Origin of the sequence: Pistricoccus aurantiacus (assembly GCF_007954585.1) — a bacterium.
Classification (GTDB): Bacteria; Pseudomonadota; Gammaproteobacteria; order Pseudomonadales; family Halomonadaceae; genus Pistricoccus; species Pistricoccus aurantiacus.
Map to the genome: position 1 here is coordinate 3,626,132 of NZ_CP042382.1, position 25,462 is coordinate 3,651,593.

Consider the following 25,462-nt stretch of genomic DNA (forward strand, 5'->3'; position numbering starts at 1 on the left):
CGACCTCGACCAATCAAACATTTAAGATTGGCCATGGCATCACGATAAAGCAAGCTCTTCCTCTTCAGATCAGGCATCGCCTCGCGGTTCGTCGCCAGAGGAAGGCATATCGAGACGCGAGCCTCCGGGAATGTTGTCCTGGGTGGTGGATGGCGGCGTGGAAGCGCCCGGCCCACCAAAAGGCTTCGCGCTTGGTGGCTTGCCATCCCCACCGCCCTTGGCCCCGCCGAGATGGCGAAACGCCTCCAGCAGATCCATGGGCATGGGAAACATCATGATCGTTGCAGCCTTATTGCTGCCCATATCCGCCATGGTCTGCAGGTAGCGCAAGTGTAATGCCGCCGCATTTTCTGACAGCACATTGGCCGCCTGCACCAGTTTTTCCGAGGCCTGCAGTTCGCCTTCCGCGTGAATCACCTTGGCCCGGCGCTCACGCTCCGCTTCCGCCTGACGAGCGATGGCGCGAATCATGCTCTCATCGAGATCCACGTGCTTGATTTCCACGTTGGCCACCTTGATGCCCCATTCCTCGGACATGCTATCAATGATTTCCTGGATATCGTTGTTGAGCTTGTCCCGTTCGGAAAGCATTTCGTCCAGATCATGCTTGCCCAGCACGGAGCGCAGCGTGGTCTGTGCCAGCTGGCTGGTGGCAATCACATAATGTTCCACCTGGATGATCGCCTTCTCCGGGTCCACTACGCGAAAATACAGCACCGCGTTGACCTTGACGGTGACGTTGTCTCGAGAGATCACGTCCTGTTCCGGCACATCCATGGTGATTATCCGCAGATCCACCACCTGCATCTTCTGCACGAAGGGAATGATAAGGATCAGCCCCGGTCCCTTGACGCTCTGAAAGCGCCCCAGGAAGAACACCACACCGCGCTTGTACTCCGGCAATATACGAATCGAGGCCGCCAATAGCAGCAGGACCAATACGATAGGCACGAGATAGGAAAGCATCATCGAACTTCTCCTCGGGGGTAATATTATCGTCTGACTTCGAATTCACGCTGATTGCGGCGGCGTCGCAGTTCGCTGGGTTCCAGAGGTTCCACTTCGACGGTCAAGCCATCGATGGCGGTCACTCTCACCGCCTGACCCTCGCGCACGGGTTGCGATGTCCGGGCCCGCCAGCGCTCGCCCCGCAGGCGTACATGGCCGCTGGACTCGAAATCCTCCAGCGCCCAGGCCTGGGAGTCCAGAAGTTCTTCCTGGCCGGTTTGCGAAGGCTTTTTATGCAGGCCGACGAAACGCACCACGACCCACAGCATCAACGCCGCTGCCACCAGGGCCACGCCGGCGATCAGCGGTAAAGAGATACTCAAGTTATCCGCGTCCATTAGAATCACCGATCCGATCACGAAAGCGACGATGCCGCCGATGCCCAAGATGCCGAAACTCGGCATGAGCGCCTCGCCGACGATCAAGCCGAGCCCCGCCAGAATGAGCGCAAGCCCCGCATAGTTGATCGGCAGCACTTGAAACGCGAAGAGCGCCAGCAGCAGACAGATCAAACCGATGGTGCCCGGCACCAGGCTGCCCGGGTTGGCCAGCTCGAAGATCAGTCCGTAGAAGCCGATGATCATCAGAAAATAGGCGACGTTGGGATCGGTGATGATGGCCAGCAGTTCGGTACGCCAGTCCGGATCGAATCGTTCGACGGTCAGATTAGCGGTGTCGAGAGTTCGGGTGCCGCTTGCCATCACCACTTCCATGCCGTCCATCTCGACGAAGAGACTGTCGAGATCGCCGGCGATCACGTCGATCACATTCTTTTCCAAGGCCTCCTGAGCGGTCAGGGTGCGACCTTCCCGCACTGCCAGTTCCGCCCAGTCCGCGTTGCGATCATGCCGATTGGCCAGGCTGCGGATATAGGCCACCGCGTCTTCCAGCACCTTGCGTTCCATGGCGGTCTCGCCACGACGCTTGTCGTCGGCCTCTTCGCTTGTTTTCTGTTCATCGCCACCTTCGGCGGTTTCGTTTTCGCTAGTTTCATCATCGTCTTGTTTGGCGGCATCCGCTTCTTCCGAGCTTTCTTCTTGCTGCGGTGCCTTGTCTTGATTATCGTCCCCACCACCAGGAAAACCACCTCCCCCTAGCTGCACCGGGGTCGCCGCGCCGAGGTGGGTCGAGGGGGCCATGGCGGCAACATGACTGGCATAGAGAAGATAGGTGCCGGCACTGGCGGCCCGAGAGCCGCCGGGGTAAACGTAGAAGGCCACAGGCACTTCCGATCCTAGTATGGCGCCGATCATGTCGCGCATCGAGGCGTCCAGGCCGCCGGGGGTATCCAGTTCCACGACGACGAGTTCCGCATCGCTTTCTTTCGCCATTGCCATGCCACGCTGAAAATAATCGCTGGTGGCCGGGCCGATGGCACCGTCGATCGTCATCAGCAGAGCCTGCCGAGACTTCTCTTGAGCGCCGGCAATGAGCGCGAGCGCCAGACCGGCCAGTAGAAATAGCAGCCAGAGTACAGAGCGCTTCGAGAATAGAATTGAATATGAACTCGACACGTTAGTCTCGCTTTCAAGCCGTTTGTTGTATGACCGCAAGACCAAGCAAATGTTGTACGCTATCGATGGAATGTACTATTCATGCATAAGCCCAATATCCGCCCATGACGTTATCTACTCATCTCCGATACCCGTGGCTTCCGATAACGTCTCCACCGGTGACGACAAGGCGTTTTCCAAGGCTTCTTCAATAGCGTCGTCCATTACCTTGCCGATTTCCACCGCCGAAGGATTGTCCAGCGGCAACGTCATGGGTACATCGAGCTCGATTACCCCATCGTCACTTTGCAATATGTCGATCAGGGTACGCATCGGCAGGCCGCCTGCGGAATCCTCGACCTTTTCCCCCAGCTCGATACGCCGCAGTTCCACATGGTTTTCCGTGATCAGGCGCCCCTTTTCAATGCGATGGTCGAGCTGTAGCGTCATTCGGCCCTGGTCGATGGCGTAACCGCCAAAACGCCGCACGTAGGGAGAAAACGTTGCCAGATTCAGCGTTTCGAAATGCATCTGCAGATCGCCCTCGACGGCTTCGCCCAGCGGATCGAAGCTGCCTTGTATTCGCAGCGGACTATCCTCGGCGACTCGCCCCTGAAGATCGATCCGGCTTTCATCTGAACCATCGGAATCGAGATTTTTCCAGGCTCCGCCTAGCTGGGAGAATTCGAGATTGAACGGCTGGGAAAGATGACGGTCCGCGAACACCAGACTGCCGTCATTCAGGCCGATTTCATCAATGGAATAACTGAGCCCCGCGTCTTGGGAACCGCCTTCTTGCTGCGGTGGCCGCCAGGCATCGAGATTGGTCTTGAGGTCTTTATCGATGATGACTTCCGTCCAGGGAGCATCCAAAGCGATACGCTGGATCTCCAGGGTTTTCGCGCCGCTATCGAAATTCAGGCCGGCGACGTCAAGCTGCGTGACCCTGGCCAAGGGCTGCTGCTTGTCCGGATAGGAAAGCACCGCATCGGTAACACTGCCCTCGCCCTGTACTTGAGTAGCGCCATCGCCGGCACGCCCGGCCCTCAGATTGAGTTCCGCTGCTAGCGTCCCTTTGGTCATCCTGGCCTGCATTACACTATTAAAGTAGCCGGATAGGGTGGTCAGCGGCACCTGGTCGATAGTGAAGTCGAGGTTCAGTGTCCAGGGAGCAAGGCCCATCTCACCCTGAGCGCTCAAGGTGCCGCCGTTCCAATCCGCCCGACCTTCCAGCGTAAAGGGCTGATCGTTGGTGTTATCGTAGTTCTTGGCGCTCATCCGGATCGCGCTCAAGGTGAGCGTGACCGGATCCGGAAGGCGCCGATTCACCAGATCGAGTTCCCCCTGGTGAACCTCGATACGCGCGATACGAATCGGCGTCTTGCCTTGGGAAGTGTCCTCGTCGCCGGCAAATAGCCGTACCAGGTTCCAGTTGCCATCTTGCCGACGAATCAACCGCAGGCGCGGTTCTTTCAGCATCAGGGAATCCAGCCACCAGCCGGATTCCCACAGCGAGCGCCATTGCAGCCTGGCGATAACCGTTTCACTGGCCAGCACCGGCTGATCTTTCTCACCGGCGATACGCAGCTGATCGAGGGTGACCTGGGCATCGAAGGGATCGATCGATACCTGCTTGATGGTCACCTCACGTCCAGTAAGGGAAGAGAAGGTTTCCACCAGGCGCTTTTCGATGAAGTAAGGCAGCAGCCACAGCCAGGTGACTGTTATCAGTAGTGCCAAAATGACAAGAATGCCCAGGGCAATAAACCAGCCCTTGGCTGAATGAGATTTTGCTGTCATGGCGCGATGCCCTGCATGAGAGATCAATCCTCAGCTTGGCAGCCGGACCGTCCTCTCGCCGCATGACATACCACAACAGCGAACATGAGTTATTTCAATGGACGAGAGGTAGGATCCGTGGCCAGCACGTCCGCGCGAATCACGCTTTGCTCGGCGATCAAGGGATTGACCACTTCCCGGCTGGCCTTGTAATGATCGGTGGTCTTGTGCGCCGCCAGCGCCTGTTCGTCGGTGTAGATTTCGTAGAGATAGACCAGATCCGGATTGTCGCGATCTTCCAATACATCGAAGACATGGCAGCCGGGTTCTTCACGCACGGAAGCCGCGGCGTTGGGCAGCATGGCTTCGAGAAACTCCTCCAGCTTGCCGGTCTTGAGCTGTGTCTTGACAATGATGCAGTACATGGCGATTCCTCGGATTGACGTTTATACTTGCTGGCAACACGTTTTATGGAAATATTTTCCAATAAAATTATCGCCGCAACAATCCCCAACTTCAAAAACGAGAGATCGCTTATGCAACGCCCTACCCCCTTGAACGGTATGCGCCATATCGCCTTGCAGGTACAGGACTTGGAAGCCTGTGAACGCTTCTATACCGAACTGCTGGGCATGTCGCTGCTGCGTCGCGCTCATGAGGATCTGGTCTACCTGACTCTGGGCAACGACAACTTTTCCCTGAGCCGCGCCAAGCAGGACACCGGCGGCGACCCGCAGCGGCTGGATCATTTCGGTTTCATCGTCGACAAGAAGGAAGATGTGGACGCCTGGCACGACTACCTCAAGGCCCAGGGCGTGACGGTCACCAGCGAACCTCACGATCACGGCGACGGCGGTCGCAGCTTCTACTGCCTGGACCCGGACGGCAACAGCGTGCAGCCGCTTTACCATCCCTGCGTTTCCGGCCAGACCCTGCGTTAACTGCCGTCAATCACCGACTGCTGTTTCGCGCGATCCATTCGAGAGAGGGCCTGTTCGAGAGAACGGGCCCAGGCCGGCAGGGCGACAGGTAGCTGTCCGATCACCTCGATCCGCCGGTCCTCGAAGATATTCGAATCCTCTCGTTTCAAGCGCTGAATTTCCTGATCACGATGCGCGAGCAACACCTCGAGGTAGGGTCGATAGCAGCGCAGCATGGCGCCCAGCCAGCGGTTGACCGGCCAGGAAGGCCAGGCGTGATCGATCTCGAAGCGCTCCGCCAGGGCGAGGGTTTCCGGCGCGGGGCGCCAATGCTCCGCGGTCACCCAGCGATTGGTGGTAAACAAGGCGATGGGCTTGCCCCAGGCGTCCATGGAAACGGCGACCAGATGGGTGGCAGCCTTCACCTGGCCGGGCCGATTGGCTTCCGCCGGCCTTCCGAACAGGTGAAAGTGCCCGTGCTCGCCCTCGCGGTGGGCATGGTAGTAGTACTGGCTACCGCTATCCGCGTCATAGACGTCGTCTCGCGGGTAATGATCCAGCTCGACGAAATCTCCCTGGCCCTTGAGGATTTCTCCCACCAGATTGAGTCCTGCCTTGTGCAATACCCGCTGGCAGTTCAAGGCTTCCCGGGCCGCCTTGACCATATCGGCCAAGGCGGCTTTGGAATAGCAGTCGAGTCGCGGCGTCTCGATGCTAGAGTTCATAGGGACGCTAGAGGTCATAGGATTGACCGGCAAAGCGCTTCTGTACTTCCACCACATAGGCGGAAAGCGCGCTCAATTGATTGGACTCCCAGGCGAAAGGCTGCGCCGCCATGGGATTGAGCATGCAGATCTGCACCATTTCATCCGCGTGTACCTCGTTCATGCCGTAAAGATTCTTGCCCATGGCTACCGGATGAGGAAACGGCCGCTCGAAGGTCGCCTGATACGCCTCGTCCTGTTCGACCCCGTGGCAGCTCGCGCAGCTCATGCCGTTGCCGCTCAGGCTAGTGTCCTGAAACAGGGTTCGACCCTGAGTGATCAACTCCTGCGGATTGTCACCGGACTCCGCATAGGAAGGCGTGTAGTCCGCAGGCCGTTTGACCGCGCAAGGGTTCTTGGTGGCACAGGGATTCTTCATTGCGCACGGATTCTTTTCGGCACAGGGATTTTTCGTGGCGCAGGGATTCTTAGTTGCACAGGGTTTTTTCGTGGCGCAGGGATTTTTCCATGCACAAGGATCCTTCGCCGCGCAGGGATCGTCATGTTGCTCCTGCATGGCGCCGGATTTCTTGGCGGCGCAAGGATTGGCGCCGCACTGAGCGATGGCTTGGGCCGCGCCGGCCAGGCCTAGCGCCAGCAAGGCGCCGGTCAGCGTGGCCTTTGCACGCGGGTTACCGTGTTTCGTCAGGTTCATGATGGCTCTCCGGGCGTCAGGATCGTTGTCGTTGCACGCCTTGTTGTTGCAGGATGGCGTTCTACTTGGTCGAGGAAAGACGGCGTACATTACATAAGACCGCGAATTTGTAAGGATCGGGCCAAGCCGGCCACCAAGAAGAAGAATCATTGATCGACAAGTGCGATATCACCGTAATGAACAAGATAGCGACACCCATCCAGTCGACCAGAGAAGACGAATGGCCGGGGCTGCGTACCGCACTAACGGCCGCCGGTTTCGGCGATAGGGTATTGACGCCCATGGCGGATACCGGGCTTGCCCACGATCATATCTGGCTGAAGGCTCGCCGAGACGATCAAGCGGACTGGGTGGCCCGGCTGCCCAAGCAGAGCCAGCTGGATCTCGATGCCAAGGCCAACCTGAGCTATCAGGCCTGCTGCTTCGAACGGGCAGCGGCAAGCGGCCATACGCCTTCCCTGGGTGCTGTCTTACCGCCTGAGGAATCGCTACCCCGCGGGGGTCTGGTGATCGCCGCCGTTCAAGGTCACGCTCCTCGATTACCTGAGGATCTCACCGCCATCGCTCACGCGTTGGCCAGCCTGCACCGCCTACCTCTTCCCTCGCCGGAAGAACGCGCCCCACTTCTCGATCCAGTGTCGCCCTGGGGGGATATGCTCGAGGAAGTAAGTCATCAGGCGGCGTTTCTGCCCCAGGCCGGACTGGACGACGATACCCTCGGTCAGTTGCAGAAAGAACTCGCTGAACTCAGCGCCTGGGTGGAGACGCAACCGACGACCGCCAAGGCGCTGATCAGCTTCGATGCTCATCCGGGGAATTTCCTGATCGACCCGCAAGGCCGGGCAATATTGGTGGACCTGGAAAAGTGCCGCTACAGCCTGCCGGGACTGGATCTCGCCCATGCCAGCCTCTACACCTCCACCACCTGGGATACGCGCACCTATGCGGAGTTGAGCGTCGATGAAGTACATGCCCTCTATCGCGAGTGGGTCAAGGCCATAGGGAACCACCGCGAATATCTCGACCCCCAAGGCCTGCTACAGTGCCGGCGCGCCATGTGGCTGTGGTCGGTGACCTGGTGCGCCAAATGGCGATCAAAGTATCGCCGCCGACGAGACGAAGGAGCCGGCGGCGAGGACTGGTCGGCGGAACTCAGCGATCCGGCGTTGATCGATCATGTACGCGATCGTGTCGACCACTATCTGTCGCCGCAAATCGTCACCCGAGTCCGCAAGGAATGGCATGAACTGGCCCGGCGCGATCTTCTTGATTGAAAAAACCAAGGAAAACCATCTATGCCGCGACTCTTTCGCTTTGAGACATTGGATCGCTTCAAGACTATGACTGGTTTCAAGCGACTGGCTCTGATACTGGCGATGATTCCACTGGGCGCCCAGGCGATGGAACTCGACGACTGGGAAACCATCGAGGGCGAAGCCCGAGGCCAGACGGTGTACTGGAACGCCTGGGGCGGCGATACCCGCACCAACGCCTATATCACCTGGGCGGCGAAGCGCCTGGCGGAAGAACAGGATATCGAGCTGGTGCACGTCAAGCTCAATGACACCGCCTCGGCGGTATCTCGGGTGCTCGCGGAAAAATCCGCCGGCAACGATGCCGAAGGCAGTATCGATCTAATCTGGATCAACGGCGAGAACTTCGCCGCCATGAAGGAAAACGCCCTGCTCTTCGGCCCCTTCACCCAGGCGCTGCCCAACTTCGCCCTGACCAATCCTGAGGCACATCCGGAGATACGCGAAGACTTCACCGTGCCGGTGGAAGGCTTGGAAGCGCCCTGGGGCAAGGCGCAGCTCACCTTCTACTACGACAGCGCCCGAGTGAACGAGCCGCCTCGCAACATGCTGGAGCTCTTGAGCTGGACGAAAGCACATCGGGGTCGCTTCACCTACCCGCTGATACCGGATTTTACCGGCAGCAGCTTTCTCAAGCAGGCGTTGCTGGCGCTAGCGGAAGATACCGGGCCTCTCTACCAGCCCGTGGAAGACGCCGACTTCGCCGCCGTCACCGCTCCCTTGTGGGACTACCTTGATGCCCTGCACCCTGATCTTTGGCGCCGAGGCCGCCACTTCCCCGCCAGCGGCCCGGAGCTGCGCCGCCTGATGGGGGACGGCGAACTCAGCCTGGCCTTCACCTTCAATCCTTCCGCCCCGGCGGCGGCGGTGGCGAATTTCGAGCTGCCGCTCAGCACCCGCAGCTATGTGCTGGAAGGCGGCACCCTGGGCAACGTGCACTTCCTGGCGATTCCCTTCAACGCCGGCCACAAGGCCGGGGCCCTGGTCACCGCCAATTTCCTGCTCTCTCCCGAGGCCCAGGCGCGCAAGCAGGATCTCCAGGTCTGGGGCGACCCCAGCGTGCTCGACATGACCACCCTCGACTCCGCGCAACGAGAAGCCTTCCGCGATGATCACGAAAATCCTGCCGCCCTGGACCCGCAAGCCCTGGCGACGACCCTGGCGGAGCCGCACCCCAGTTGGATGGAGCGCCTCGAGCAGGCCTGGCAAGCCCGTTACGGCAACCGCTAAGCCGACGGAAGGTTTCGCAGGCGTAATTCGCTGGGTGCCCTGGCTGACCATCGCGCTGCTGATCCTGCCCATCGCCGGCGGGTTGGCCGGGGTCGTCGCCCCGGCCTTCGGCTGGCTGCCGGCCCTGGGAGGAAACGCCCTCGGCCTTAGCCACTGGCAGGCGCTGTTCAACGCCCCCGGCCTGATGACGATGATCCGCCTGAGCCTGGTGACCGGGCTAGCCAGCGCGCTAGCGGCGCTTATTATCGTCATGCTATTTATCGGCGCTTTCCTGCACAGCCGCTGGTTCGAACGCGTACGCCGGCTGCTCTCACCGCTGCTGGCGGTGCCTCACGCGGCGGCAGCCATCGGCCTGGCCTTTCTGCTGGCGCCCTCGGGACTTGCCAGTCGTCTGGTATCCCCCTGGCTGAGCGGCTGGCAGTATCCGCCGGATTACCTCTTTCCCGGTGATGATATGGGGCTTGCCCTGATTCTGGGCCTGGTGATCAAGGAGGTGCCTTTTTTGCTGCTGATGAGCCTGGCGGCGCTGCCCCAGTGTCAGGCCCAGGAGCGCCTTGCCCTGGCCCGCTCCCTGGGTTACGCGCCGCTGGCGGCCTTCTTCAAGGCGGTGCTGCCGGGGCTCTACCCGCTGATCCGCTTGCCGATCTACGCGGTGATCGCCTTCGCCAGCGCCAACGTGGACGTGGCGCTGATCCTTGGCCCCTCCACTCCGCCGACCCTAGCGGTGGCGGTGGTGCGCTGGCTCCACGACCCGGATCTGGCCATGCGCTTCATGGCTTCCGCGGCGGCACTGACCCAGCTTGGGGTAACGCTGGCGGCGCTGGGGCTCTGGTGGCTGGGGGAGAGTCTTGTTCGTCGCCTGAGTCGCGGCCGGCTGATCGACGGCAGGCGTCAGCTCGCGGAGGGTTCCCTGGCGATCCTCGGCGGCGCCCTTACCGGCTTGACGATTCTACTTCTACTGGCGAGCCTGATTGGCCTGATGCTGTGGTCCCTGGCCGCCTACTGGCCTTTTCCTCAGGTCTGGCCCCGGCCGCTCACCGCCCTCAACTGGTGGCGTGCCTTGCCCGGCGCCTGGCACGCCCTGCTCGACTCCGCCTTGATCGCCTTCGCGGCCACCTTCGCCTCTCTGATGCTGGTGGTGGGCTGTCTGGAGGTGGAAACCCAGCGCCGAATCCCGATGCGCCCCTGGGCCCAGGTGGTGCTTTACCTGCCGCTGCTGGTGCCGCCGGTGGCCTTCCTGTTCGGCCTGGTACAGCTGCAGGTGCAGCTGGGTATCGATACGGCGTTACCCGCGGTCATCTTCGGCCATCTGCTTTTCGTGCTGCCCTATGTCTTCCTGTCCCTGGCGGAAAGCTATCGACGCCTCGACCCGCGCTGGGAACAGATGGCCGCCAGCCTGGGCCGAGGGCCGGCGGCGATCTTCTGGCGGGTGCGCCTGCCGATGCTGACGGTGCCGATCATGATCGCCGGCGCCGTAGGCATGGCGGTGAGCGTCGGGCAATATCTGCCGACCCTGCTGCTGGGCGCCGGCCGGGTCACCACCCTGACTCTGGAGGCGGTGAGCCTGGCCAGCGGCAGCGACCGACGCATCGCCGCGGTCTATGCGCTACTGCAACTGCTGCTGCCGGCCTTGGGTTTTGCCCTGGCCCTTGGTCTGCCCCGACTATTGCTACGCCGACGCCGTGGACTGCTGACTCATTGAGATGAATGCCATGACTCACGATCTGATTCTGGAAAACGTCGCCATCCATCTCGATGGTCAGCCCCTGGTAAGGGTGAATACCCATATCGCGCCGGGAGAGGTGCTGACGCTGATGGGCCCCTCCGGGGTCGGCAAGTCGACATTGCTTGCCTATATCGCCGGCTTCCTGGCGCCGAGCTTCGAGGCCCGCGGGCGGGTGCTGTTGAACGGCCAGACTCTGACGAAATTACCTGCCCAGGCGCGCCGGGCAGGACTGCTGTTCCAGGATCCGCTGCTGTTTCCTCATTTGAGCGTCGGCGGCAACCTGGCCTTCGGCCTGCGCGAAAAGGGATCGCGGCGCCGGGAACGTATCGAGGCGGCCCTGGCGGATATCGGTCTGACCGGTTACTACGATCGGGACCCTGCCACCCTTTCCGGCGGCCAGCGCTCCCGGGTCGCCCTGATGCGAGTGCTGCTTTCCGAGCCCCAGGCCATGCTGCTCGACGAGCCTTTCTCCAAGCTCGATGCGGCCCTGCGCGGCGAGATGCGCCGGCTGGTCTTCGACCGGGTACGCAAAAATCGCCTGCCGACGCTGATGGTGACTCACGATGCGGAAGACGCCACCGCCGCCGGCGGTCGAGTAATCGAACTGGAGGCCTCAAAGGCATGACCCTGAGCATCATTATTCCCGCTCTCGATGAAGCGGCGGGTATCGAGGCGCAGCTTGTCAGTCTGCAACCGCTGCGTGAGCGCGGCGCGGAACTGCTGCTGGTGGACGGCGGCAGCCGGGACGCCACCCGGCAACTGGCGGCGCCTTACGTGACCCGCTGCCTGAGATCGAATCCGGGTCGCGCGGCTCAGATGAACCTGGGCACGGCTCACGCTCGGGGAGCGCAACTGCTTTTCCTGCATGCGGACACGCGGCTGCCGGAAGACGCGGATCGGCTGATCGCCAATGCCCTGGAAAGCGGACGCTGCTGGGGACGTTTCGCGGTGCGCCTGGAGGGGCGGCATCCCATGATCCGGGTGATCGCCTGGGCCATGAACCTGCGCTCGCGACTGACCGGTATCGCCACCGGCGACCAGGCGCTGTTCATGACCCGGGACGCCTTCGACAGGGTGGGCGGCTTTCCCGAGCAGCCGCTGATGGAAGATATCGAGATCAGTCGACGACTGAAGCGGCTTTCATCGCCAGCCTGTCTCAAAGCTCAAGTGATCAGCTCCGGCCGACGCTGGGAGCTCCACGGGATCTTTTCCACCATCCTGCTGATGTGGCGGCTACGCTACCGCTACTGGCGCGGCGAGGACTGTCACCAACTCGCGAAGGAGTATCGTCATGCCCGCTGAAGGATTTCCCTTGGCGATTCTCGCCAAGGCGCCGCTGGCCGGACGGGTCAAGACCCGCCTGATTCCGGCGCTTGGCGCCGAGCGGGCGGCCCGGCTGCACGCGGAACTGCTCACTGATACGCTGGATATCGCCTGCCGGGCGACCGCTTCGGCCAATATCACTCTCTGGACCGCCCTGGATCATCGCCATCCGCTGTTTCTCGAGCTCGCATCACGCTTTGGCGTTCGCCTGCGCCCTCAGCCGGAGGGCGACCTGGGCGAGCGCATGTTCCAGGCGCTCAATGCCATGTCCGTGCGGGGACTATTGATCGGCAGCGACTGTCCGGTATTGACGCCGGAACTGCTGAAGCGCTGCCACCAGGCCCTGCAAGATCATGACGCGGTCTTTCTGCCCGCGGAAGACGGCGGCTATGCGCTGGTGGGCACGCAACGCGCCGATAAACGGCTATTCGAGAATATCGCCTGGGGTAGCGCTCGGGTAATGGCGGAAACCCGCCGATGCGCCGACGAACTTGGCTGGCATATCGCCTGCCCGGCAACGGTTTGGGACCTGGATCGGCCGGAGGATCTTGAGCGCTACCACCGGCTCAAGCGTTGAGACGAAAACTTGACCGGACACCAGTGGGAGCCATGCTGTGTTTTATAACAACAAGTTCTCGGGAAGCTCTCATGTCGCTTGCTCAGCCCTCCGCCCAACCCGGCGCCAACCAGGATCACATGCGGCGTCTCGAAGCGGTGCGTCCCCGGCTGGTCTCCTTCGCCCTGCTGCAGCTTCGCGACCGGAACCTGGCGGAAGATGCGGTGCAGGAAGCCTTGGCGGCGGCGATAGAAAAAGATGCAAGTTTCCAGGAGCGCTCCGGCTACGAAACCTGGGTATTCGGGATACTCAAGTACAAGATTCTCGATAGCCTGCGTCAGCAGCGGCGTCAGGGTAAATGGCGACCCTTCGACGAAGAGATTGACAGCGACGCATTACTCGAAGGGCAATTTCAGCAAAACGGCCGCTGGCAGGTACAGGCTCGCCCCGCCGCATGGGGTGACCCGGAAGCGGCTTTTACCAGCGAACGCTTCTGGCAGATGTTCGATACCTGCATGGTCGCCCTGCCGGACAACGTCGCCCGAATCTTCTCGATGCGCGAACTGATGGGGCTTTCCACCTTGGAAATCTGTCAAGAGACCGGCATCAAGGAAAACAACTGCTGGGTGATACTGCATCGCGCCCGTTTGCGGCTGCGGGCCTGCATCGAACACGGCTGGCTGAAGGAGACGGACTGATGCTGGGAATGGTAATGTGCAAGGAAGCCACCCGACTGATGTCCAAGCGCCTGGACACTCGCCTGCGCCTCTCCGAACGTCTTTCCCTCAGGTTTCATACCAGCATGTGCAGCGCCTGTCGCCGCTGCGACCGGCAGTTCGAACTGCTGCATCGCGCCGGAGGGTACCGCGCCGAGGCGGTTGCCGCTCCCCCTGAAGACGACGCCGATAGATGATGAATAAAGCGGCGTGCCGTGATCGACAAGATAAATTGAATTACACTGGCAGTAACCTTTCAGGAGGCATCGCATGAGCAAGCCACTTTCCCCTATCGTCTCGGAGTTCGAAACCCAGGAACAGGCAGAGAGCTATGACCGTTGGTTTCGCGAACAGGTACGCTCAAGCCTGGATGATCCGCGCCCATCAATTCCGCATGACGAAGCCATGGCCAAGATTGAAGCCATTATTCAAGAGGCCGAACGCAAGCAGCGGGCGCGTGCCTGAAACTGGCGATCTAACCAAAATCAGCTATTTCCCGCCGCCGCTTCCGCCAGGGACTGCAGCACGCCCTCGATCTTGTCCAAGGGCAAGTCGCAAGCCTCCAGCCCATGGCGTTCGGCAAGATATTGAGGCGAGTTCCATTCGATCAGCGTCTGCTTTTCGCCTTCCTGTACCTGACGAATCACCATCTTCTGCGGCAGATCCAACGCCACACTACTGTCGCACTGCATCAAGGGCGTGCCGGCCTTGGGGTTGCCGAAGATAAAGGTCTGGGTCAGCGGAAGCTGCATCTCCACGCTTTCCGCGTTGCTGGTATGATCCACCACCGCAAACAGCCGCAAGCCTTTCTCGTCCAGCGCTTCCCGTAGGCGCTCCGCGGCTTCCTCTACCGTGGCATCGGTCTGCAGTTGCTCGATACCATGGGAGTCCGCTTGAGCTACAGCACCCAGTGTCAGCATTCCGCTCAATAGCAAAGTACTCAGTATCTTGATCGATCGCATGATGGTGCTCCTTGTCATTGGATCACGCCGCATCAGTATCGAAGCCAACTCCTTTTCTAGCAAGTTTGTCAATGAAGAACGTCGCACTCAACAAAGTGCAATGAACCAAAAATAAAGAATAAAGACGCGAGAGAGTAACGTCCCTATCCTTCGGATAAGGACGATCCAAGTCTAGATTCAGAAATTAGAAGAGCCAAGAAAATCGTTAACCAGAGCACTGAATAGCGCGGGTTTCTCATGATGAACGTTATGGCCAGCATTGGGAATGACGGCAAGATTGGCATTGGCAATGCCTTGCCATAGAGCCATTTCCTGGGCAAACGGATAGGCCTTGTCTTGATCACCCCACAGAATAAGGCAGGGAAGCTCAAGCGATGACAGATAGTCATCGCTTCGCCAGTTTTCCATCGCAGTGAGACCGCCTTTTACTGACTCAACGCTTGCCTGTTCCGCCAAGGCCAGAGAGGTATCGAACCATGGGGCCTGTGTACCTTGCACGTACCAGTTGGAAACGATGAACGAGATCGTGGGCGTCTTGCCGAAGACTTCCACCTTGCGACGTGACTCGGCGATGGGCTCGAAGCGACCGGGTAGTTCGCCCTCGGATCCGGTGCCGTAGAGCACCAGTCGGCTGATCCTGTGCGGCGCCCGATGCGCCATCTCCTGCACTATCATTCCGCCCATAGAATGGCCCAGAAGGTCAAAGCGTTCAATGGACGCTGCGCTAAGCTCGGTCAAGATGTGATCGGCGAAATCCGCGATACTATCTACCGCGCCTTCGTGGGCACGCAAGCCAAAACCTGGCAGATCGATCGCGATGACCCGCCGCTCGGGCTCTAGACTTTCTTTCACGGAAGACCAGTAGTCACTGCCGCTAAGGAAGCCGTGCACAAGCACCAACGTCAGGACTTCGTCCTGAGAATTCGACCTGTCGTTGTAAGTGTTCATTTCATCATCTCCGGCAACCAAAGGACGGTCTGAGACACTAAAATTAATCCCAGCACGACTAAACCCTTCCACTTCGATTTTTTGTCATTGACACTGAGGCCCTCTCTTCATACGAGTGCATCCTTATCCCGCGCTCACCTGAAAGACAAGCGAAGCGCGGGTATATCAACAGCTACTAACGGACAGGACTCTCACTTGGGCTAACATACCGACGATTCCAGCCGGTGATTATCGAAATCAGTAGAACAACGAGCAAAGCCCAGGCGTAAGGATTGAGGAATGCCGAGGCAATCGATGGCAGTGGCAGGTCATACTGCTCTACTGTTATCACCAGGGTGGCATACCAGATAATCACAGCGTTGTGCCACGGCAGCATATAGAAGACGGTATTCGCGGCACAGTCCATCAAATTTGCGATACGTGATGGGGCAAGTTTATGGTCTGCTCCCAGGGGCTGACCAATGGTAGGCCCCACAAGCAAGATTGCCGGCGCATTCGCGCCCAAAGGCACTGTAAAGAGTAGCGTGATTCCCGAGATCATCAGTTCGGCACTCCGCACACCGCGCGCCGCATGCCTTTCCAGTCGGGTCAGGATGTTATTCATGATGCCGCTGTCTGTAAGCACCTGAGCGAGCGCGAGAATAAACAGGACCAGGACGATCGCACCGGTGATATTACTGATACCGTCTTCAACAAGTCCGGACGACTGACCACGCTCGGCGGGAATGGAAAAGATGTCACCGGGTGCGAGTAACTGAGTGAACAGGCCGATAACGATGGCCGCAAGAGTACCCCAGATCAGTGAGACTACAATACGCTGCCCACGCATGGCCAAGACAATCACTACGAAGAACGGGATGATCATCAATAGTCCCCATGGAGAAGCGTTGACGTCGATGCTGCTAGGAATTGCATCTGAACCACCACCAAAAATCGCTAGTACGATGATCGTGACGGCGGCTGAACTCAAAGACAAGGGAAGCCTAGCCTTGACTACTGCGCCCATCTCAGCCTTGGCCGTGTAGGCTGAGGTGATGGTTGTGTCGGAAATGGGAGCAATGTTGTCACCAAATGCTCCACCGGCGAGTATGCCGACAGCCAACATTACGGGATCGCCACCAAGAGCAACGCCGGTTGGATACAACACTGGAACAAGGGCTAGAACGGCACCCACGCTACTCCCTGTGCCGGCCGCGAAGATGCATGATAGCAAGAAGGCCAATACAACGTAGAAAGCGCCCTGCACTCCGGACTCGACACCGAACCAGAGCAGGCCATTGACTAGCCCTCCCTCGGCAAGCAGCTTTCCAAAAACACCTGCGAAGAGATAAGCGAGGATGATGACTGCGCCAGTTTGATCAGTCAGCCCTCGGGTGATCGACTCGGCGAAGGCACGTGGGGTCTTGGTGAGGAGTAGCCCAACAATAATTGCCGCCCAACCACCAACCCAGAAACTAGAAATACTGGCCCGTTCTGCAAGCGACAACCATAGCAAGACGCCAACCACGACGACTGCAGGAATTAATGCAGTAGCGGGACCACCGAACATCTTTATCTCTGGTTCGTTATTATTCATTGATGAACCTCTGCTGAAAATAGATGAACTATAAAACTCTGAATTATTGTTTATATAATTCCGAGGCAGCATGGGCATAGCGCCCACCAAGGATGTAACAGCCCGCGCAATGAACCGGCAAAATGCGTTGCCCGAGTATGACACCTGGCTCAATTTCGATTTCGAATTCCTGCAAACTATCACGCTGCGCCTTGGCGAATCGCTGAACTTGGCGATGCGCGAAATCGATATCGTCCTTGACCTGCTGAGGCACCTGTTCGATCAATTTCTGGCGCTTCTCGTCGGAAAGAACGAAATCTCCGATCCAGTTATCGAACTTCTGCGTGCATTCGCCTAAGGCAGTTTCACCGCGCTGATGGATATCGTTGAGCATCGAGCTTACCGCTTCGGTAACGCGCTGATCTTCCACCTCGACACCACCAGATGCAGCGGCGGATTTCAGATGTCGTATTGTCACTGTTTTCACCTTTAATCCTGTTCCACCTATGAACACCCGCATTGGCTCATGCGGGTGGCTCCATCAAGCCTGGTAATCCGGAAAGTCGAATGCCTGCGGATAGCCAAACAGTGCGACGCTGCCGCCAGTATGCAGGAAGACCACGTTCTCGCCTTCCTTGAATTGCCCTTTGCGAATCAGGTCGATCAGGCCGGCCATGCCCTTGCCGGAATACACTGGATCGAGCAGGATGCCTTCGTGACGGGCTAGCAGCGTGACCGCCTCGACCATGCCTTCCGTCGGTATTCCGTAGCCCTCGCCCACGTAATCGCAGTTCGCGACCACATGCTCACGACGCACCACGCCGGACAGGCCCAGCTTTTCCTCGGTCTTCTGCGCCAGGGCAAAGACGTTTTCTTCCTGCTTGTCCTTGGGCGCGCGCACGCCGATACCGAACACTGGAATGCCGGAGTTGCAGGCATAAAGCCCCGTGACCAGACCGGCCTGGGTGCCGGCGCTGCCGGTGGCATGCACCAGATGGTCGATGCGCAGCCCCATGTCGTTCGCCTGGGCCAGCAATTCGAGACCTGCATTGACGTAACCCAGGGCACCGATGGCGTTGGAACCACCGCCGGGAATGATGTAGGGCTTCTTGCCTTCGCCGCGCAACTGCTCGGCTAGCGCCTTCATCTCGCCATTCATATCGGCGCCGCCGGGACGCTTGCTGACCGTGGCACCGTGAAGCTGATCGAGGAAGACGTTGCCGTTGTAGTTGTAGGCCGGATCCTCGCTGCCGGTACGATCCTCGAGCAGAATATGGCACTCGAGCCCCAGCTTGCAGGCGGCGGCCACCGTCTGGCGGGCATGATTCGACTGTGTCGCCCCTTGGGTGATGACGGTATCGGCGCCTTGGTCGAGAGCATCCGCCATCAGAAATTCCAGTTTGCGCGTCTTGTTGCCGCCGGTGGATAAGCCGGTGCAATCGTCGCGCTTGATCCACAAGCGAGGACCACCGAGCAGTTGGCTCAGGTTATCCATGGGCTCCAAGGGGGTCGGCAGATGAGCGAGCCGAACGCGAGGGAATCGAGATAAATGCATGCGTGCCTCCAGACATAAGTTTTTTGCATAGGTATGCTCTTGATTGATCGCAGCCAATAGACGATGAGATTGGTCAACTCGCTATATGACTGGTCTATAGCCAGGCTAGGCGCCTTATGGAGGAGTTGGCCAATGCCAAGTTACTTGGCATCGGTTAATTTTTTGCATAGCCAAGGTAGACTTTAAGAACCTTGGCCTGGCGGGAGCGACGATGAAGATCGAGTGGATAGAGGATTTCTTTGCGCTGATCGAAACCGGCAACTTTTCGAAAGCCGCAGAACACCGCCATGTCACACAGCCGGCTTTTTCAAGACGCATCCGTCAGCTGGAAGAATGGCTGGGGGTTGAGCTCATCGACAGGCAGTCGCCTCGCCTGGCCCTGACGGCGGAGGCTCGGCTATACGAGCCGAATCTGCGTGCCTGGCTGGCGAGACTCTACGCATTGCGCAGTCGTATGCGCTCCGATGCCACTCACGGCCAGCGCGCCGTGCTGACCACACAACATACGCTGACGGTCAGCTACCTACCGCGATTACTACAGTATTTTCGAAATACCGCACCAGATGCTCGTTTGCAGGTGCGTTCCTCCAATCGAAATGATTGCAGCAGCGACTTCCAACATGGTCGGGCCGATCTAATGATCTGCAGCGAACAGGAAGGCGCGCCCTTATTGACGTCTAACAGCGATACGCAGCGAGTGGCGTTAGGTACCGAACGGTTGGTTCCGGTAAGTGCCGCCGACTCTGAGGGCAAGCCTTTGCACGAGCCGCATCCGGAGTCGATTCTGCCGCTTATCGGCTACGAACAGGACAGTTTTTTCCACAGGGCCTTGGCCTCGCCTTACATGCTGGAATTGCAGCGCCGTTTCGACATCGAACTCGTTTGCGAAACGGCTTTCACCATTGGCATCAAGGAGCTGACCTTGGCAGGCTTGGGGATTGGCTGGTTGCCCCATGGACTGATCGAGGAAGAGTTAAAGGCAGGAACGCTTATATCACTACTCGGTATGCTCGAAGGGCCCATTCTGGTAGTGGCGGGCTATTGCCGTACGAGGACCAATGTCGATGCCGTCGACAGGCTATGGGAGCTACTGCTGGATAAGCCGCCTCCCATCTAATGGCGCCGGAAAACCAGCAGCAGCCGTTATCAGGCTTCACTCGAACCGCTCAGCCCCGAAGGATTCGGGCCCGAGGATGGCAGCTCATCACCAACCCGGGGATTCAGCTCGGCTCGATGCCATTGGTGGAAACGCTTCCAGAAAACGCCACCACCTCATCAACCAGTACCTGCAACGAATCTACAACAGCAAGCGCCACCTTCAAATCATCTCTTGATGGAAACTTCGTTGATAATTTAGCTGATAAATTTACTTCTCCTTAAAAACAATAAGAAGAAGTAAATATCAAAATTAATGAAAAGCACACCATCAAGTGAAATAGAAATCTATCTCTCTTTATTAGCCATATCGCTCTTATCACTTTCTTTCAGCGACTCGCTAACAAGCTGTACAATCTCGGCACAATCGCTTTCATTGAAAGTCAACGGGATCCGAAGATCGCAAAGGGAAGCCAGTACTTTTTCCGTATTGGGGACTCGGCGCGTATTACCCAAGTAGCGCCAGCTATCATAGCGACTGGTGTAATCTTCGGGCTCATACCGGCCATACCATTTGAGTGGTATGTTTCGCCGCTCACAGCCCGAAATGAAGGCTTCAATTCTATCCCTCGGCAGATCCGGCAGCCGGAATTGAATGGAACTACCGACGAAGTCTTCTTCCGGTGGCCGCGGTATCAGAACGATAGACTCCGCTTGACCGAAACCCTCTTCAAGCACGCGATAGAGCCGATTCCAGCGCTCGCGGCGCTCGGCGAGTTCCGCCAGCTGCGGGCGCAGCACCGCCGCACGCAGGTTGTCCATGCGGCCACTGCAGTTGGGAGTTTGTAAACGCACGTCACCGAAGCTATCCGCGGCTGGAGCCGCCAGATGACGATCGAATAGCATGTAGGAGCCGGACAGAATGACCGCACGGCGCATGATCTCCGGATCATCCGTGGTCAACAGACCGCCCTCCCCGGAATTGAGGTGCTTATACGTCTGAGTGCTGAAGCAGCCAACCTTGCCGAAGGTGCCACTCGGACGCCCTTTCCAGGAAGCCCCCATGGTGTGAGCGCAGTCTTCGATCAGAATGATGCCCAAGTCGTTACAAATTTCGACGATCGCCTCCATGTCGCCGATATGGCCGCGCATGTGGGAAAGCAGGAAGAAGCGTGCGCCGCTTTCCTTGGCAGCCAGACGCAGGTCGTCGATATCAACCGTGGTGTCATCCTTTATATCGACCAGCACCGGCACACCGCCCACGCCATGGATGCTGCCCGGCACCGGCGACAGAGTGAAAGCGTTGCAAAGCACCTTGTCGCCGGACTGGAGTCCGGCGGCGCGCAACGCGATCTGCATGGCGTATCCACCGGAAGCGCAAGCCAGGCAATAGGCCGCACCCAAGCTATCGGCGAACTCTTGCTCGAGCAGGGCGGTTTCGCCTCGCTCTCCCTCCGCCAGGTTGTAGCGATGCAGGCGGCCGCTGCGCATGACCGCCACCGCGGCCTCGATAGCCGAATCGGGTATCGGCTCCTGCTGAGTAAACGATTTCGAGAAGGTCTGCATGGCCGCCCCCTTACCTAGTAACGCTGTTGATCGTGAACCGGGAAGTCCCAATCCTGCTCGGTAAAGTACTTGCGTAATCGCCAGTCGCAGGCTCGGGCATGCCCCTCCATGCCTTCGGTACGAGAAATTCGCGAGCCGACGGCGCTAAAGGTTCGGTTGGCTTCTTCACTCAATTGCTGAGTCGTCAGCACCTTGAGGAACTTGTGCACGTTGAGACCGCCGCTGTAGCGTCCCGCGCGCTTGGTCGGCAGGATATGGTTGGTGCCGGAGCATTTGTCGCCATGGGTGACGGTGCTGCCTTCGCCGAGAAACAGGGAGCCATAGTTGCTCAAGTTCTGTTTCCACCAATCCAGGTCTTCACAGAACACCTGCAAGTGCTCACAGGCGTAGCGATCGCTGACCTCCACCAGCTCTTCACGACTGTCGCAGAGTATGACTTCGCCGTAATCTTCCCAGGCCGCATGAACCACATCCGCATTCGGCATGTCGTCGGCGACCTTGGGCAGAATTTCAAGCACCTCGCGGCCGATCCGCTCGGAGCTGGTGAATAGCCACACTGGAGAGTTGGGACCGTGTTCCGCCTGGGATACCAGATCGACCGCGATAGTCATGGGATCGGCGCTATCATCAGCGATGATTGCCGATTCGGTGGGACCGGCGAACACATCGATACCGACCTTTCCGAACAGCAACCGTTTGGCTTCCGCCACATAGGCATTGCCCGGCCCCACCAGGATGTCCGCCTCTCGCCCGGTAAAGAGACCGAACGCCATGCTGGCCATGGCATGCACACCGCCCATTTCCATGATGACATCGGCGCCCGCGACATCCAGTGCATAGGTCACTGCAGGGTTGATGCTATCGCCACGAGGCGGCGAGCAGGCAACCACGAAAGGCACCCCCGCCGCCTTGGCGGTGGCCACGCTCATCAATGCCGAGGCGGCATGGGCATAGCGCCCACCCGGGATGTAACAGCCCGCGCAATGAACCGGCAAAATGCGTTGTCCGAGTATGACGCCCTGCTCGGTCTCGATTTCGAATTCCTGCAGACTGTCACGCTGGGCCTTGGCGAATCGCTGGACCTGGCGATGCGCAAAATCGATATCGTCCCTGGTCTGCTGCGGCACCTGCGCGATCAGCTTCTGGCGCTTCTCATCGGAGAGAATGAAGTCTCCCGACCAGTTATCGAATTTCTCAGCATATTCTCGTACCGCGCTTTCCCCACGCTGATGAATATCATCGAGCATTGCGCTTACCGCCTCGGTAACGCGCTGATCTTCTGCTTCAACACCAGCGGATGCGGCTGCGGATTTCAGATGTCGTATTGTCACTGTTTTTATCCTTATCGTATGCCATTCATGGAAACTGTAACCGGTCGATGACGATGGCTTCGTCAGACCTGATCCTTAAGGGCGGATCTCATCCCCTGTCAAGATTGACCCGCCTCGGCGGCCAGCGTTGCTCCGATCCTGCCGACCTCCCTTACCAGCAGATCGAGATCCTCGAATCTCGTGCGATGGTTCGTGATGTTGACCCGGATCGCGGTGTTGTCGTGAATGATGGTGGTCGAGGGGGCGGCGATACCCTGGAGTTGCAGCTGGATGACGATCTCTTCATTCAGGCGATTCAACTCGGGGGAGGTCAACTCGGGATGGGCATAGCGAAAGCAGCAGATATTCATCGCGACCGGCGCCAACACTTCCATATTCGGCCGAGCCGCGACCTGTTCCGCCAGATAAGCCGCCTGCTCGCAGTTGCGGGTGATCAGCCGACCCAGCTTGTCGGTGCCGTGTTCATTGAGCTGGGCCCAGATCTTGAGCGCTCGAAAGCCGCGGGATAGTTCGGGGCCGTACTCCACCGGCCAAGGGTTGCCGGCGGCAAGGCCCCGGTCAGCCCCCTTGAGGTAGTCGGGGCGATCGGAGAATGTTCGGCGGTGCGCCTCTTCGGATCGGACGAGGACGAAGCCGGCGTCGTAGTTGACATGCAGCCACTTGTGAAAATCGAACGCCAGCGAGTCGGCTCGTTTCAATCCGGTCAACCGCGGGCGAAGCCGATCGCTGAGGACGCCGCTGGCGCCGAACGCGCCATCGACATGAAACCATAGGCCTTCCTGGGCCGCGAGGTCGGCGATGGCTTCCAGGTCATCGATCGCGCCGACATTGACCGCGCCGGCAGTGCCGATGACGGCAAAGGGCGTGCGCCCTTCTGTCCGATCGGTGGCGATCGCGGTTTTCAGCGCCTCCATGTCGATCTGGAAACGCTCGTCCACCGGAATCTTGCGAAGGGCATTCGCGCCGAGACCCAGAATATCGAAGGCACGTGCGACGCAGGAATGGGTCTGCGTCGAAGTGTAGCCGACCAGCGGTGCGCCGCCGACGCCCTCTGTGCGACTGGTAAAGTCGAGACACCGGTCCCTTGCCACTTTCAAGGCAATCACCGTCGCAATCGAGGTGCCGGACACGATCAGGCCGCTGGCGGTCTCGGGAAACTCGAACAATTCCCGGCACCATTTCACCACCTGTTTTTCCACGTACATCGCGCCGTGGTCTCGACCGCCCAGATTGGCGTTCATCGCCGCCACCGCGATCTCGGCGATCAGGTTTCCCGGCGTGCCGGACCCATGCACCCAGCCAAAAAAACGCGGGTGGGTGTTGCCGATGCCGTAAGGCAGCAGCGCTTCGATCCGCTGCTGGGTCGCTGCCAACCCGTGACCATCGATCGGCAGTTCGGCTTGAAGCGACTGCTTCATTTCCGGCGGCACTTCATTCCAGACGCGGCCTTGGCGGGCGGCCTCCATCTTGTCGACCGCAGCATCCAGCATCTTGTGGGCAAGTGTTCGAAATTCACGCCAGTCGCCGGGATCGAGCGACGGGTCCGCAGGAGTTTGCGAGGCGTCCATGAGAGTGTTCCTCCCGGAGGATCAAGAAAGCACAGGCGCGTTATCGGCCGCCGTCACTTATTTTCTATTCCAGCTCGTCAGTACCGAAACAACAGTACCACGAGCAAGAATCAAGCGTACGGAGAGCGACCGAATCAGCAGTCACCAGCATGTCTCAACCAAACCGCTCGGCGCCGAAGGGCTTCATATCGATGGCGGTGGGCTCATTGTCCATCATCTCGCCGAGCAGGCGTCCGGTTACCGGGCCAAGGGTGAATCCTTGATGGCCGTGGCCGAGGGCGAGCCACAGCCCCTTGTGTTTGGGCGCCGGGCCGATCAGCGGTTTCATGTCCGGCAGGCAGGGCCGCGCACCTTCCCAAGGGGTGTCGTTCAACCGTGCGCCCATGGAAGGCACCAGCTTACGGGCAACCTTTTCCGCCGCGTCGAGCTGTGCCGGGTTGGGGGGTGAATCCCGCCCAGCCAGTTCCGCTCCGGTGGTAATGCGAATGCCCTCGCGCATCGCTGCCATGAAATAGCCCTGCTCCGTGTCGCGTATCCAGTGCTTGAGCGGATGCTCGCCCTGAGCGTAATGCATGTTGTAGCCGCGCTTGGCGAACAGCGGAAACCGATAGCCGAGCGGTTTCAAGGGAATCATCGCCCAGGGGCCCAGGGCATTGACTACTTCCTTGGCTTCCATGTCGCCTCGGGAGGTCCCGACCCGCCAGCCGGTCTCGGTGGGCTCAAGGCTTTCGATATAGGCGGTCATTGTCTCGCCGCCCTCGCTACGATAGGCATCCGCGTAGGCCTTGACCAGATCTCCCGGGCTTTCCACGCACCAGGAGTCGGTCCAACGCAAGCCGCCGATCACTTCCCGAGAAAGGCCAGGCTGCAGCGCATCCACGCCGCTGCGATCCAGCACTTCGTAGTTGACGCCGTGATTTTCATGAACCCGACGCGCGTCTTTCAGACGCTCACGGAAACTATCGTCCCGGCGGAAGATCTCGAACCAGCCCTGCTTGTGTACCAGGGATTGCGCCTTGGCCGCCTCGATCATCGTTTCATGTTCCTGCAGGCACAGGCCGATGATCGCCGCATAATCCGGCACGATATCGGAATAGTGGCTGGGCCAGCTGTTGCGCCAATACTGGAACAGCGGACCGGCGGCCTTCACCATGCCGGAGATCTGATAGCGAATATCGATGCGATTGTTAGGCAGCACGCTCATCAGGGTGCCGAAATCCTGGGGAAACTGGTAAGGCTCCACCGCCTCGCGCTGAATCAGGCCGGCGTTGCCTAGAGAAGTCTCGTCGCCGGGCTCGCGACGATCGATCAACAGCACCGAGCGTCCTCGTCGAGCCAGATGATAGGCGACGGACACCCCGACCATACCCGCACCCAAAACGATAGTATCCTTAGCCAT

26 protein-coding genes are annotated in these 25,462 nt (G+C 59.3%); 11 read left to right on the forward strand and 15 right to left on the reverse strand.

What is annotated here, in order from left to right:
- Window positions 1-69: 69 nt before the first annotated feature.
- The 4 genes from FGL86_RS17110 to FGL86_RS17125 all read right to left on the reverse strand — a co-directional run bounded on the left by FGL86_RS17110 (window position 70) and on the right by FGL86_RS17125 (window position 4,705).
- Window positions 70-969 (reverse strand): slipin family protein, encoded by a 900-nt coding sequence (locus FGL86_RS17110; protein ID WP_147185894.1) that lies wholly within the window; start codon window positions 967-969, stop codon window positions 70-72.
- A 23-nt stretch (window positions 970-992) separates the two neighbouring features.
- Window positions 993-2,522 (reverse strand): NfeD family protein, encoded by a 1,530-nt coding sequence (locus FGL86_RS17115; protein ID WP_246131679.1) that lies wholly within the window; start codon window positions 2,520-2,522, stop codon window positions 993-995.
- A gap of 114 nt (window positions 2,523-2,636) precedes the next feature.
- Window positions 2,637-4,301, reverse strand: coding sequence for a DUF748 domain-containing protein (locus FGL86_RS17120; RefSeq protein WP_147185895.1), 1,665 nt, complete (start codon window positions 4,299-4,301; stop codon window positions 2,637-2,639).
- A gap of 89 nt (window positions 4,302-4,390) precedes the next feature.
- Window positions 4,391-4,705 (reverse strand): putative quinol monooxygenase, encoded by a 315-nt coding sequence (locus FGL86_RS17125; RefSeq protein WP_147185896.1) that lies wholly within the window; start codon window positions 4,703-4,705, stop codon window positions 4,391-4,393.
- 111 nt (window positions 4,706-4,816) lie between these two features.
- On the opposite strand from FGL86_RS17125, the gene FGL86_RS17130 reads away from it, so the two are divergent.
- Window positions 4,817-5,221 carry a VOC family protein gene (locus FGL86_RS17130; protein WP_147185897.1) on the forward strand — a complete coding sequence of 135 codons (405 nt, stop codon included), beginning with the start codon at window positions 4,817-4,819 and terminating at the stop codon, window positions 5,219-5,221.
- On the opposite strand, the gene FGL86_RS17135 is transcribed toward FGL86_RS17130, so the two are convergent.
- Both FGL86_RS17135 and FGL86_RS17140 read right to left on the reverse strand, forming a co-directional pair.
- Window positions 5,218-5,925: a DUF6969 family protein gene (locus FGL86_RS17135; protein WP_147185898.1), complete on the reverse strand. Its 708-nt coding sequence runs from the start codon at window positions 5,923-5,925 to the stop codon at window positions 5,218-5,220. The two genes, FGL86_RS17130 and FGL86_RS17135, sit on opposite strands and share 4 nt — an antisense overlap.
- 7 nt (window positions 5,926-5,932) lie before the next feature.
- Window positions 5,933-6,619, reverse strand: a complete 687-nt coding sequence (locus tag FGL86_RS17140) for a cytochrome c peroxidase (protein WP_147185899.1) — start codon at window positions 6,617-6,619, stop codon at window positions 5,933-5,935.
- Between the two features lie 149 nt (window positions 6,620-6,768).
- Here FGL86_RS17140 and FGL86_RS17145 point away from each other — a divergent pair, with 149 nt between their 5' ends.
- The 9 genes from FGL86_RS17145 to relB all read left to right on the forward strand — a co-directional run bounded on the left by FGL86_RS17145 (window position 6,769) and on the right by relB (window position 13,948).
- The gene (locus FGL86_RS17145) at window positions 6,769-7,893 is read left to right on the forward strand and encodes a phosphotransferase (RefSeq protein ID WP_246131680.1); all 1,125 of its coding nucleotides are present in this window, start codon (window positions 6,769-6,771) and stop codon (window positions 7,891-7,893) included.
- A 21-nt stretch (window positions 7,894-7,914) separates the two neighbouring features.
- Window positions 7,915-9,162, forward strand: coding sequence for an ABC transporter substrate-binding protein (locus FGL86_RS17150; RefSeq protein WP_425468300.1), 1,248 nt, complete (start codon window positions 7,915-7,917; stop codon window positions 9,160-9,162).
- A 34-nt stretch (window positions 9,163-9,196) separates the two neighbouring features.
- Window positions 9,197-10,864 carry an ABC transporter permease gene (locus FGL86_RS17155; RefSeq protein WP_186764530.1) on the forward strand — a complete coding sequence of 556 codons (1,668 nt, stop codon included), beginning with the start codon at window positions 9,197-9,199 and terminating at the stop codon, window positions 10,862-10,864.
- Between the two features lie 10 nt (window positions 10,865-10,874).
- The gene (locus FGL86_RS17160; RefSeq protein WP_147185901.1) at window positions 10,875-11,513 is read left to right on the forward strand and encodes an ATP-binding cassette domain-containing protein; all 639 of its coding nucleotides are present in this window, start codon (window positions 10,875-10,877) and stop codon (window positions 11,511-11,513) included.
- A complete protein-coding gene (locus FGL86_RS17165) occupies window positions 11,510-12,190 on the forward strand; it encodes a TIGR04283 family arsenosugar biosynthesis glycosyltransferase (RefSeq protein ID WP_147185902.1) in 681 nt (226 codons plus the stop codon). Before FGL86_RS17160 ends, FGL86_RS17165 begins: the two co-directional genes overlap by 4 nt.
- The gene (locus tag FGL86_RS17170) at window positions 12,180-12,788 is read left to right on the forward strand and encodes a TIGR04282 family arsenosugar biosynthesis glycosyltransferase (protein WP_147185903.1); all 609 of its coding nucleotides are present in this window, start codon (window positions 12,180-12,182) and stop codon (window positions 12,786-12,788) included. The genes FGL86_RS17165 and FGL86_RS17170 overlap by 11 nt, the downstream gene beginning before the upstream one ends.
- 71 nt (window positions 12,789-12,859) lie before the next feature.
- Window positions 12,860-13,465, forward strand: a complete 606-nt coding sequence (locus FGL86_RS17175; protein WP_186764437.1) for a sigma-70 family RNA polymerase sigma factor — start codon at window positions 12,860-12,862, stop codon at window positions 13,463-13,465.
- Window positions 13,465-13,680: a zf-HC2 domain-containing protein gene (locus FGL86_RS17180; RefSeq protein WP_246131681.1), complete on the forward strand. Its 216-nt coding sequence runs from the start codon at window positions 13,465-13,467 to the stop codon at window positions 13,678-13,680. Before FGL86_RS17175 ends, FGL86_RS17180 begins: the two co-directional genes overlap by 1 nt.
- A 73-nt stretch (window positions 13,681-13,753) precedes the next feature.
- On the forward strand, window positions 13,754-13,948 hold the full coding sequence (relB, locus tag FGL86_RS17185) for a type II toxin-antitoxin system RelB family antitoxin (RefSeq protein ID WP_147185904.1): 195 nt from the start codon (window positions 13,754-13,756) through the stop codon (window positions 13,946-13,948).
- A gap of 20 nt (window positions 13,949-13,968) precedes the next feature.
- Here relB and FGL86_RS17190 read toward each other — a convergent pair whose 3' ends face one another.
- The 5 genes from FGL86_RS17190 to cuyA form a co-directional block, all read right to left on the reverse strand.
- Window positions 13,969-14,445: a DUF302 domain-containing protein gene (locus FGL86_RS17190; protein WP_186764438.1), complete on the reverse strand. Its 477-nt coding sequence runs from the start codon at window positions 14,443-14,445 to the stop codon at window positions 13,969-13,971.
- 177 nt (window positions 14,446-14,622) lie between these two features.
- Entirely contained in the window at window positions 14,623-15,393 is a 771-nt protein-coding gene (locus FGL86_RS17195) for an alpha/beta fold hydrolase (protein WP_147185905.1), read from the reverse strand.
- 175 nt (window positions 15,394-15,568) lie between these two features.
- Window positions 15,569-16,969: a Na+/H+ antiporter NhaC family protein gene (locus FGL86_RS17200; protein ID WP_147185906.1), complete on the reverse strand. Its 1,401-nt coding sequence runs from the start codon at window positions 16,967-16,969 to the stop codon at window positions 15,569-15,571.
- 43 nt (window positions 16,970-17,012) lie between these two features.
- Complete coding sequence (locus tag FGL86_RS17205; RefSeq protein WP_222433770.1) at window positions 17,013-17,435, reverse strand: histidinol dehydrogenase; 423 nt, start codon at window positions 17,433-17,435, stop codon at window positions 17,013-17,015.
- A 54-nt stretch (window positions 17,436-17,489) separates the two neighbouring features.
- Window positions 17,490-18,503, reverse strand: coding sequence for a D-cysteate sulfo-lyase (gene cuyA, locus FGL86_RS17210; RefSeq protein ID WP_147185908.1), 1,014 nt, complete (start codon window positions 18,501-18,503; stop codon window positions 17,490-17,492).
- A gap of 211 nt (window positions 18,504-18,714) precedes the next feature.
- Here cuyA and FGL86_RS17215 point away from each other — a divergent pair, with 211 nt between their 5' ends.
- Complete coding sequence (locus FGL86_RS17215) at window positions 18,715-19,620, forward strand: LysR family transcriptional regulator (protein ID WP_147185909.1); 906 nt, start codon at window positions 18,715-18,717, stop codon at window positions 19,618-19,620.
- Between the two features lie 326 nt (window positions 19,621-19,946).
- Here the strand turns inward: FGL86_RS17215 and FGL86_RS17220 are convergent, their stop codons facing one another.
- The 4 genes from FGL86_RS17220 to FGL86_RS17235 all read right to left on the reverse strand — a co-directional run bounded on the left by FGL86_RS17220 (window position 19,947) and on the right by FGL86_RS17235 (window position 25,462).
- Window positions 19,947-21,164, reverse strand: coding sequence for a DegT/DnrJ/EryC1/StrS family aminotransferase (locus FGL86_RS17220; protein ID WP_147185910.1), 1,218 nt, complete (start codon window positions 21,162-21,164; stop codon window positions 19,947-19,949).
- Between the two features lie 14 nt (window positions 21,165-21,178).
- The gene (gene hisD, locus FGL86_RS17225; protein WP_281288527.1) at window positions 21,179-22,495 is read right to left on the reverse strand and encodes a histidinol dehydrogenase; all 1,317 of its coding nucleotides are present in this window, start codon (window positions 22,493-22,495) and stop codon (window positions 21,179-21,181) included.
- Between the two features lie 98 nt (window positions 22,496-22,593).
- Window positions 22,594-24,063 carry a pyridoxal phosphate-dependent decarboxylase family protein gene (locus FGL86_RS17230; RefSeq protein WP_147185911.1) on the reverse strand — a complete coding sequence of 490 codons (1,470 nt, stop codon included), beginning with the start codon at window positions 24,061-24,063 and terminating at the stop codon, window positions 22,594-22,596.
- 154 nt (window positions 24,064-24,217) lie between these two features.
- The gene (locus FGL86_RS17235; protein WP_147185912.1) at window positions 24,218-25,462 is read right to left on the reverse strand and encodes an NAD(P)/FAD-dependent oxidoreductase; all 1,245 of its coding nucleotides are present in this window, start codon (window positions 25,460-25,462) and stop codon (window positions 24,218-24,220) included.

What these genes read in the sequence shown, in the direction of transcription:
- FGL86_RS17110 (WP_147185894.1), bottom strand. Translation starts at nt 969, where the DNA reads ATGATGCTTTCCTATCTCGTGCCTATCGTATTGGTCCTGCTGCTATTG.
- FGL86_RS17120 (WP_147185895.1), bottom strand. Translation starts at nt 4,301, where the DNA reads ATGACAGCAAAATCTCATTCAGCCAAGGGCTGGTTTATTGCCCTGGGC.
- FGL86_RS17125 (WP_147185896.1), bottom strand. Translation starts at nt 4,705, where the DNA reads ATGTACTGCATCATTGTCAAGACACAGCTCAAGACCGGCAAGCTGGAG.
- FGL86_RS17130 (WP_147185897.1), top strand. Translation starts at nt 4,817, where the DNA reads ATGCAACGCCCTACCCCCTTGAACGGTATGCGCCATATCGCCTTGCAG.
- FGL86_RS17135 (WP_147185898.1), bottom strand. Translation starts at nt 5,925, where the DNA reads ATGAACTCTAGCATCGAGACGCCGCGACTCGACTGCTATTCCAAAGCC.
- FGL86_RS17140 (WP_147185899.1), bottom strand. Translation starts at nt 6,619, where the DNA reads ATGAACCTGACGAAACACGGTAACCCGCGTGCAAAGGCCACGCTGACC.
- FGL86_RS17150 (WP_425468300.1), top strand. Translation starts at nt 7,915, where the DNA reads ATGCCGCGACTCTTTCGCTTTGAGACATTGGATCGCTTCAAGACTATG.
- FGL86_RS17160 (WP_147185901.1), top strand. Translation starts at nt 10,875, where the DNA reads ATGACTCACGATCTGATTCTGGAAAACGTCGCCATCCATCTCGATGGT.
- FGL86_RS17165 (WP_147185902.1), top strand. Translation starts at nt 11,510, where the DNA reads ATGACCCTGAGCATCATTATTCCCGCTCTCGATGAAGCGGCGGGTATC.
- FGL86_RS17170 (WP_147185903.1), top strand. Translation starts at nt 12,180, where the DNA reads ATGCCCGCTGAAGGATTTCCCTTGGCGATTCTCGCCAAGGCGCCGCTG.
- FGL86_RS17175 (WP_186764437.1), top strand. Translation starts at nt 12,860, where the DNA reads ATGTCGCTTGCTCAGCCCTCCGCCCAACCCGGCGCCAACCAGGATCAC.
- FGL86_RS17180 (WP_246131681.1), top strand. Translation starts at nt 13,465, where the DNA reads ATGCTGGGAATGGTAATGTGCAAGGAAGCCACCCGACTGATGTCCAAG.
- relB (WP_147185904.1), top strand. Translation starts at nt 13,754, where the DNA reads ATGAGCAAGCCACTTTCCCCTATCGTCTCGGAGTTCGAAACCCAGGAA.
- FGL86_RS17190 (WP_186764438.1), bottom strand. Translation starts at nt 14,445, where the DNA reads ATGCGATCGATCAAGATACTGAGTACTTTGCTATTGAGCGGAATGCTG.
- FGL86_RS17195 (WP_147185905.1), bottom strand. Translation starts at nt 15,393, where the DNA reads ATGAACACTTACAACGACAGGTCGAATTCTCAGGACGAAGTCCTGACG.
- FGL86_RS17200 (WP_147185906.1), bottom strand. Translation starts at nt 16,969, where the DNA reads ATGAATAATAACGAACCAGAGATAAAGATGTTCGGTGGTCCCGCTACT.
- cuyA (WP_147185908.1), bottom strand. Translation starts at nt 18,503, where the DNA reads ATGCATTTATCTCGATTCCCTCGCGTTCGGCTCGCTCATCTGCCGACC.
- FGL86_RS17215 (WP_147185909.1), top strand. Translation starts at nt 18,715, where the DNA reads ATGAAGATCGAGTGGATAGAGGATTTCTTTGCGCTGATCGAAACCGGC.
- FGL86_RS17220 (WP_147185910.1), bottom strand. Translation starts at nt 21,164, where the DNA reads ATGCAGACCTTCTCGAAATCGTTTACTCAGCAGGAGCCGATACCCGAT.
- FGL86_RS17230 (WP_147185911.1), bottom strand. Translation starts at nt 24,063, where the DNA reads ATGGACGCCTCGCAAACTCCTGCGGACCCGTCGCTCGATCCCGGCGAC.
- FGL86_RS17235 (WP_147185912.1), bottom strand. Translation starts at nt 25,462, where the DNA reads ATGGCTAAGGATACTATCGTTTTGGGTGCGGGTATGGTCGGGGTGTCC.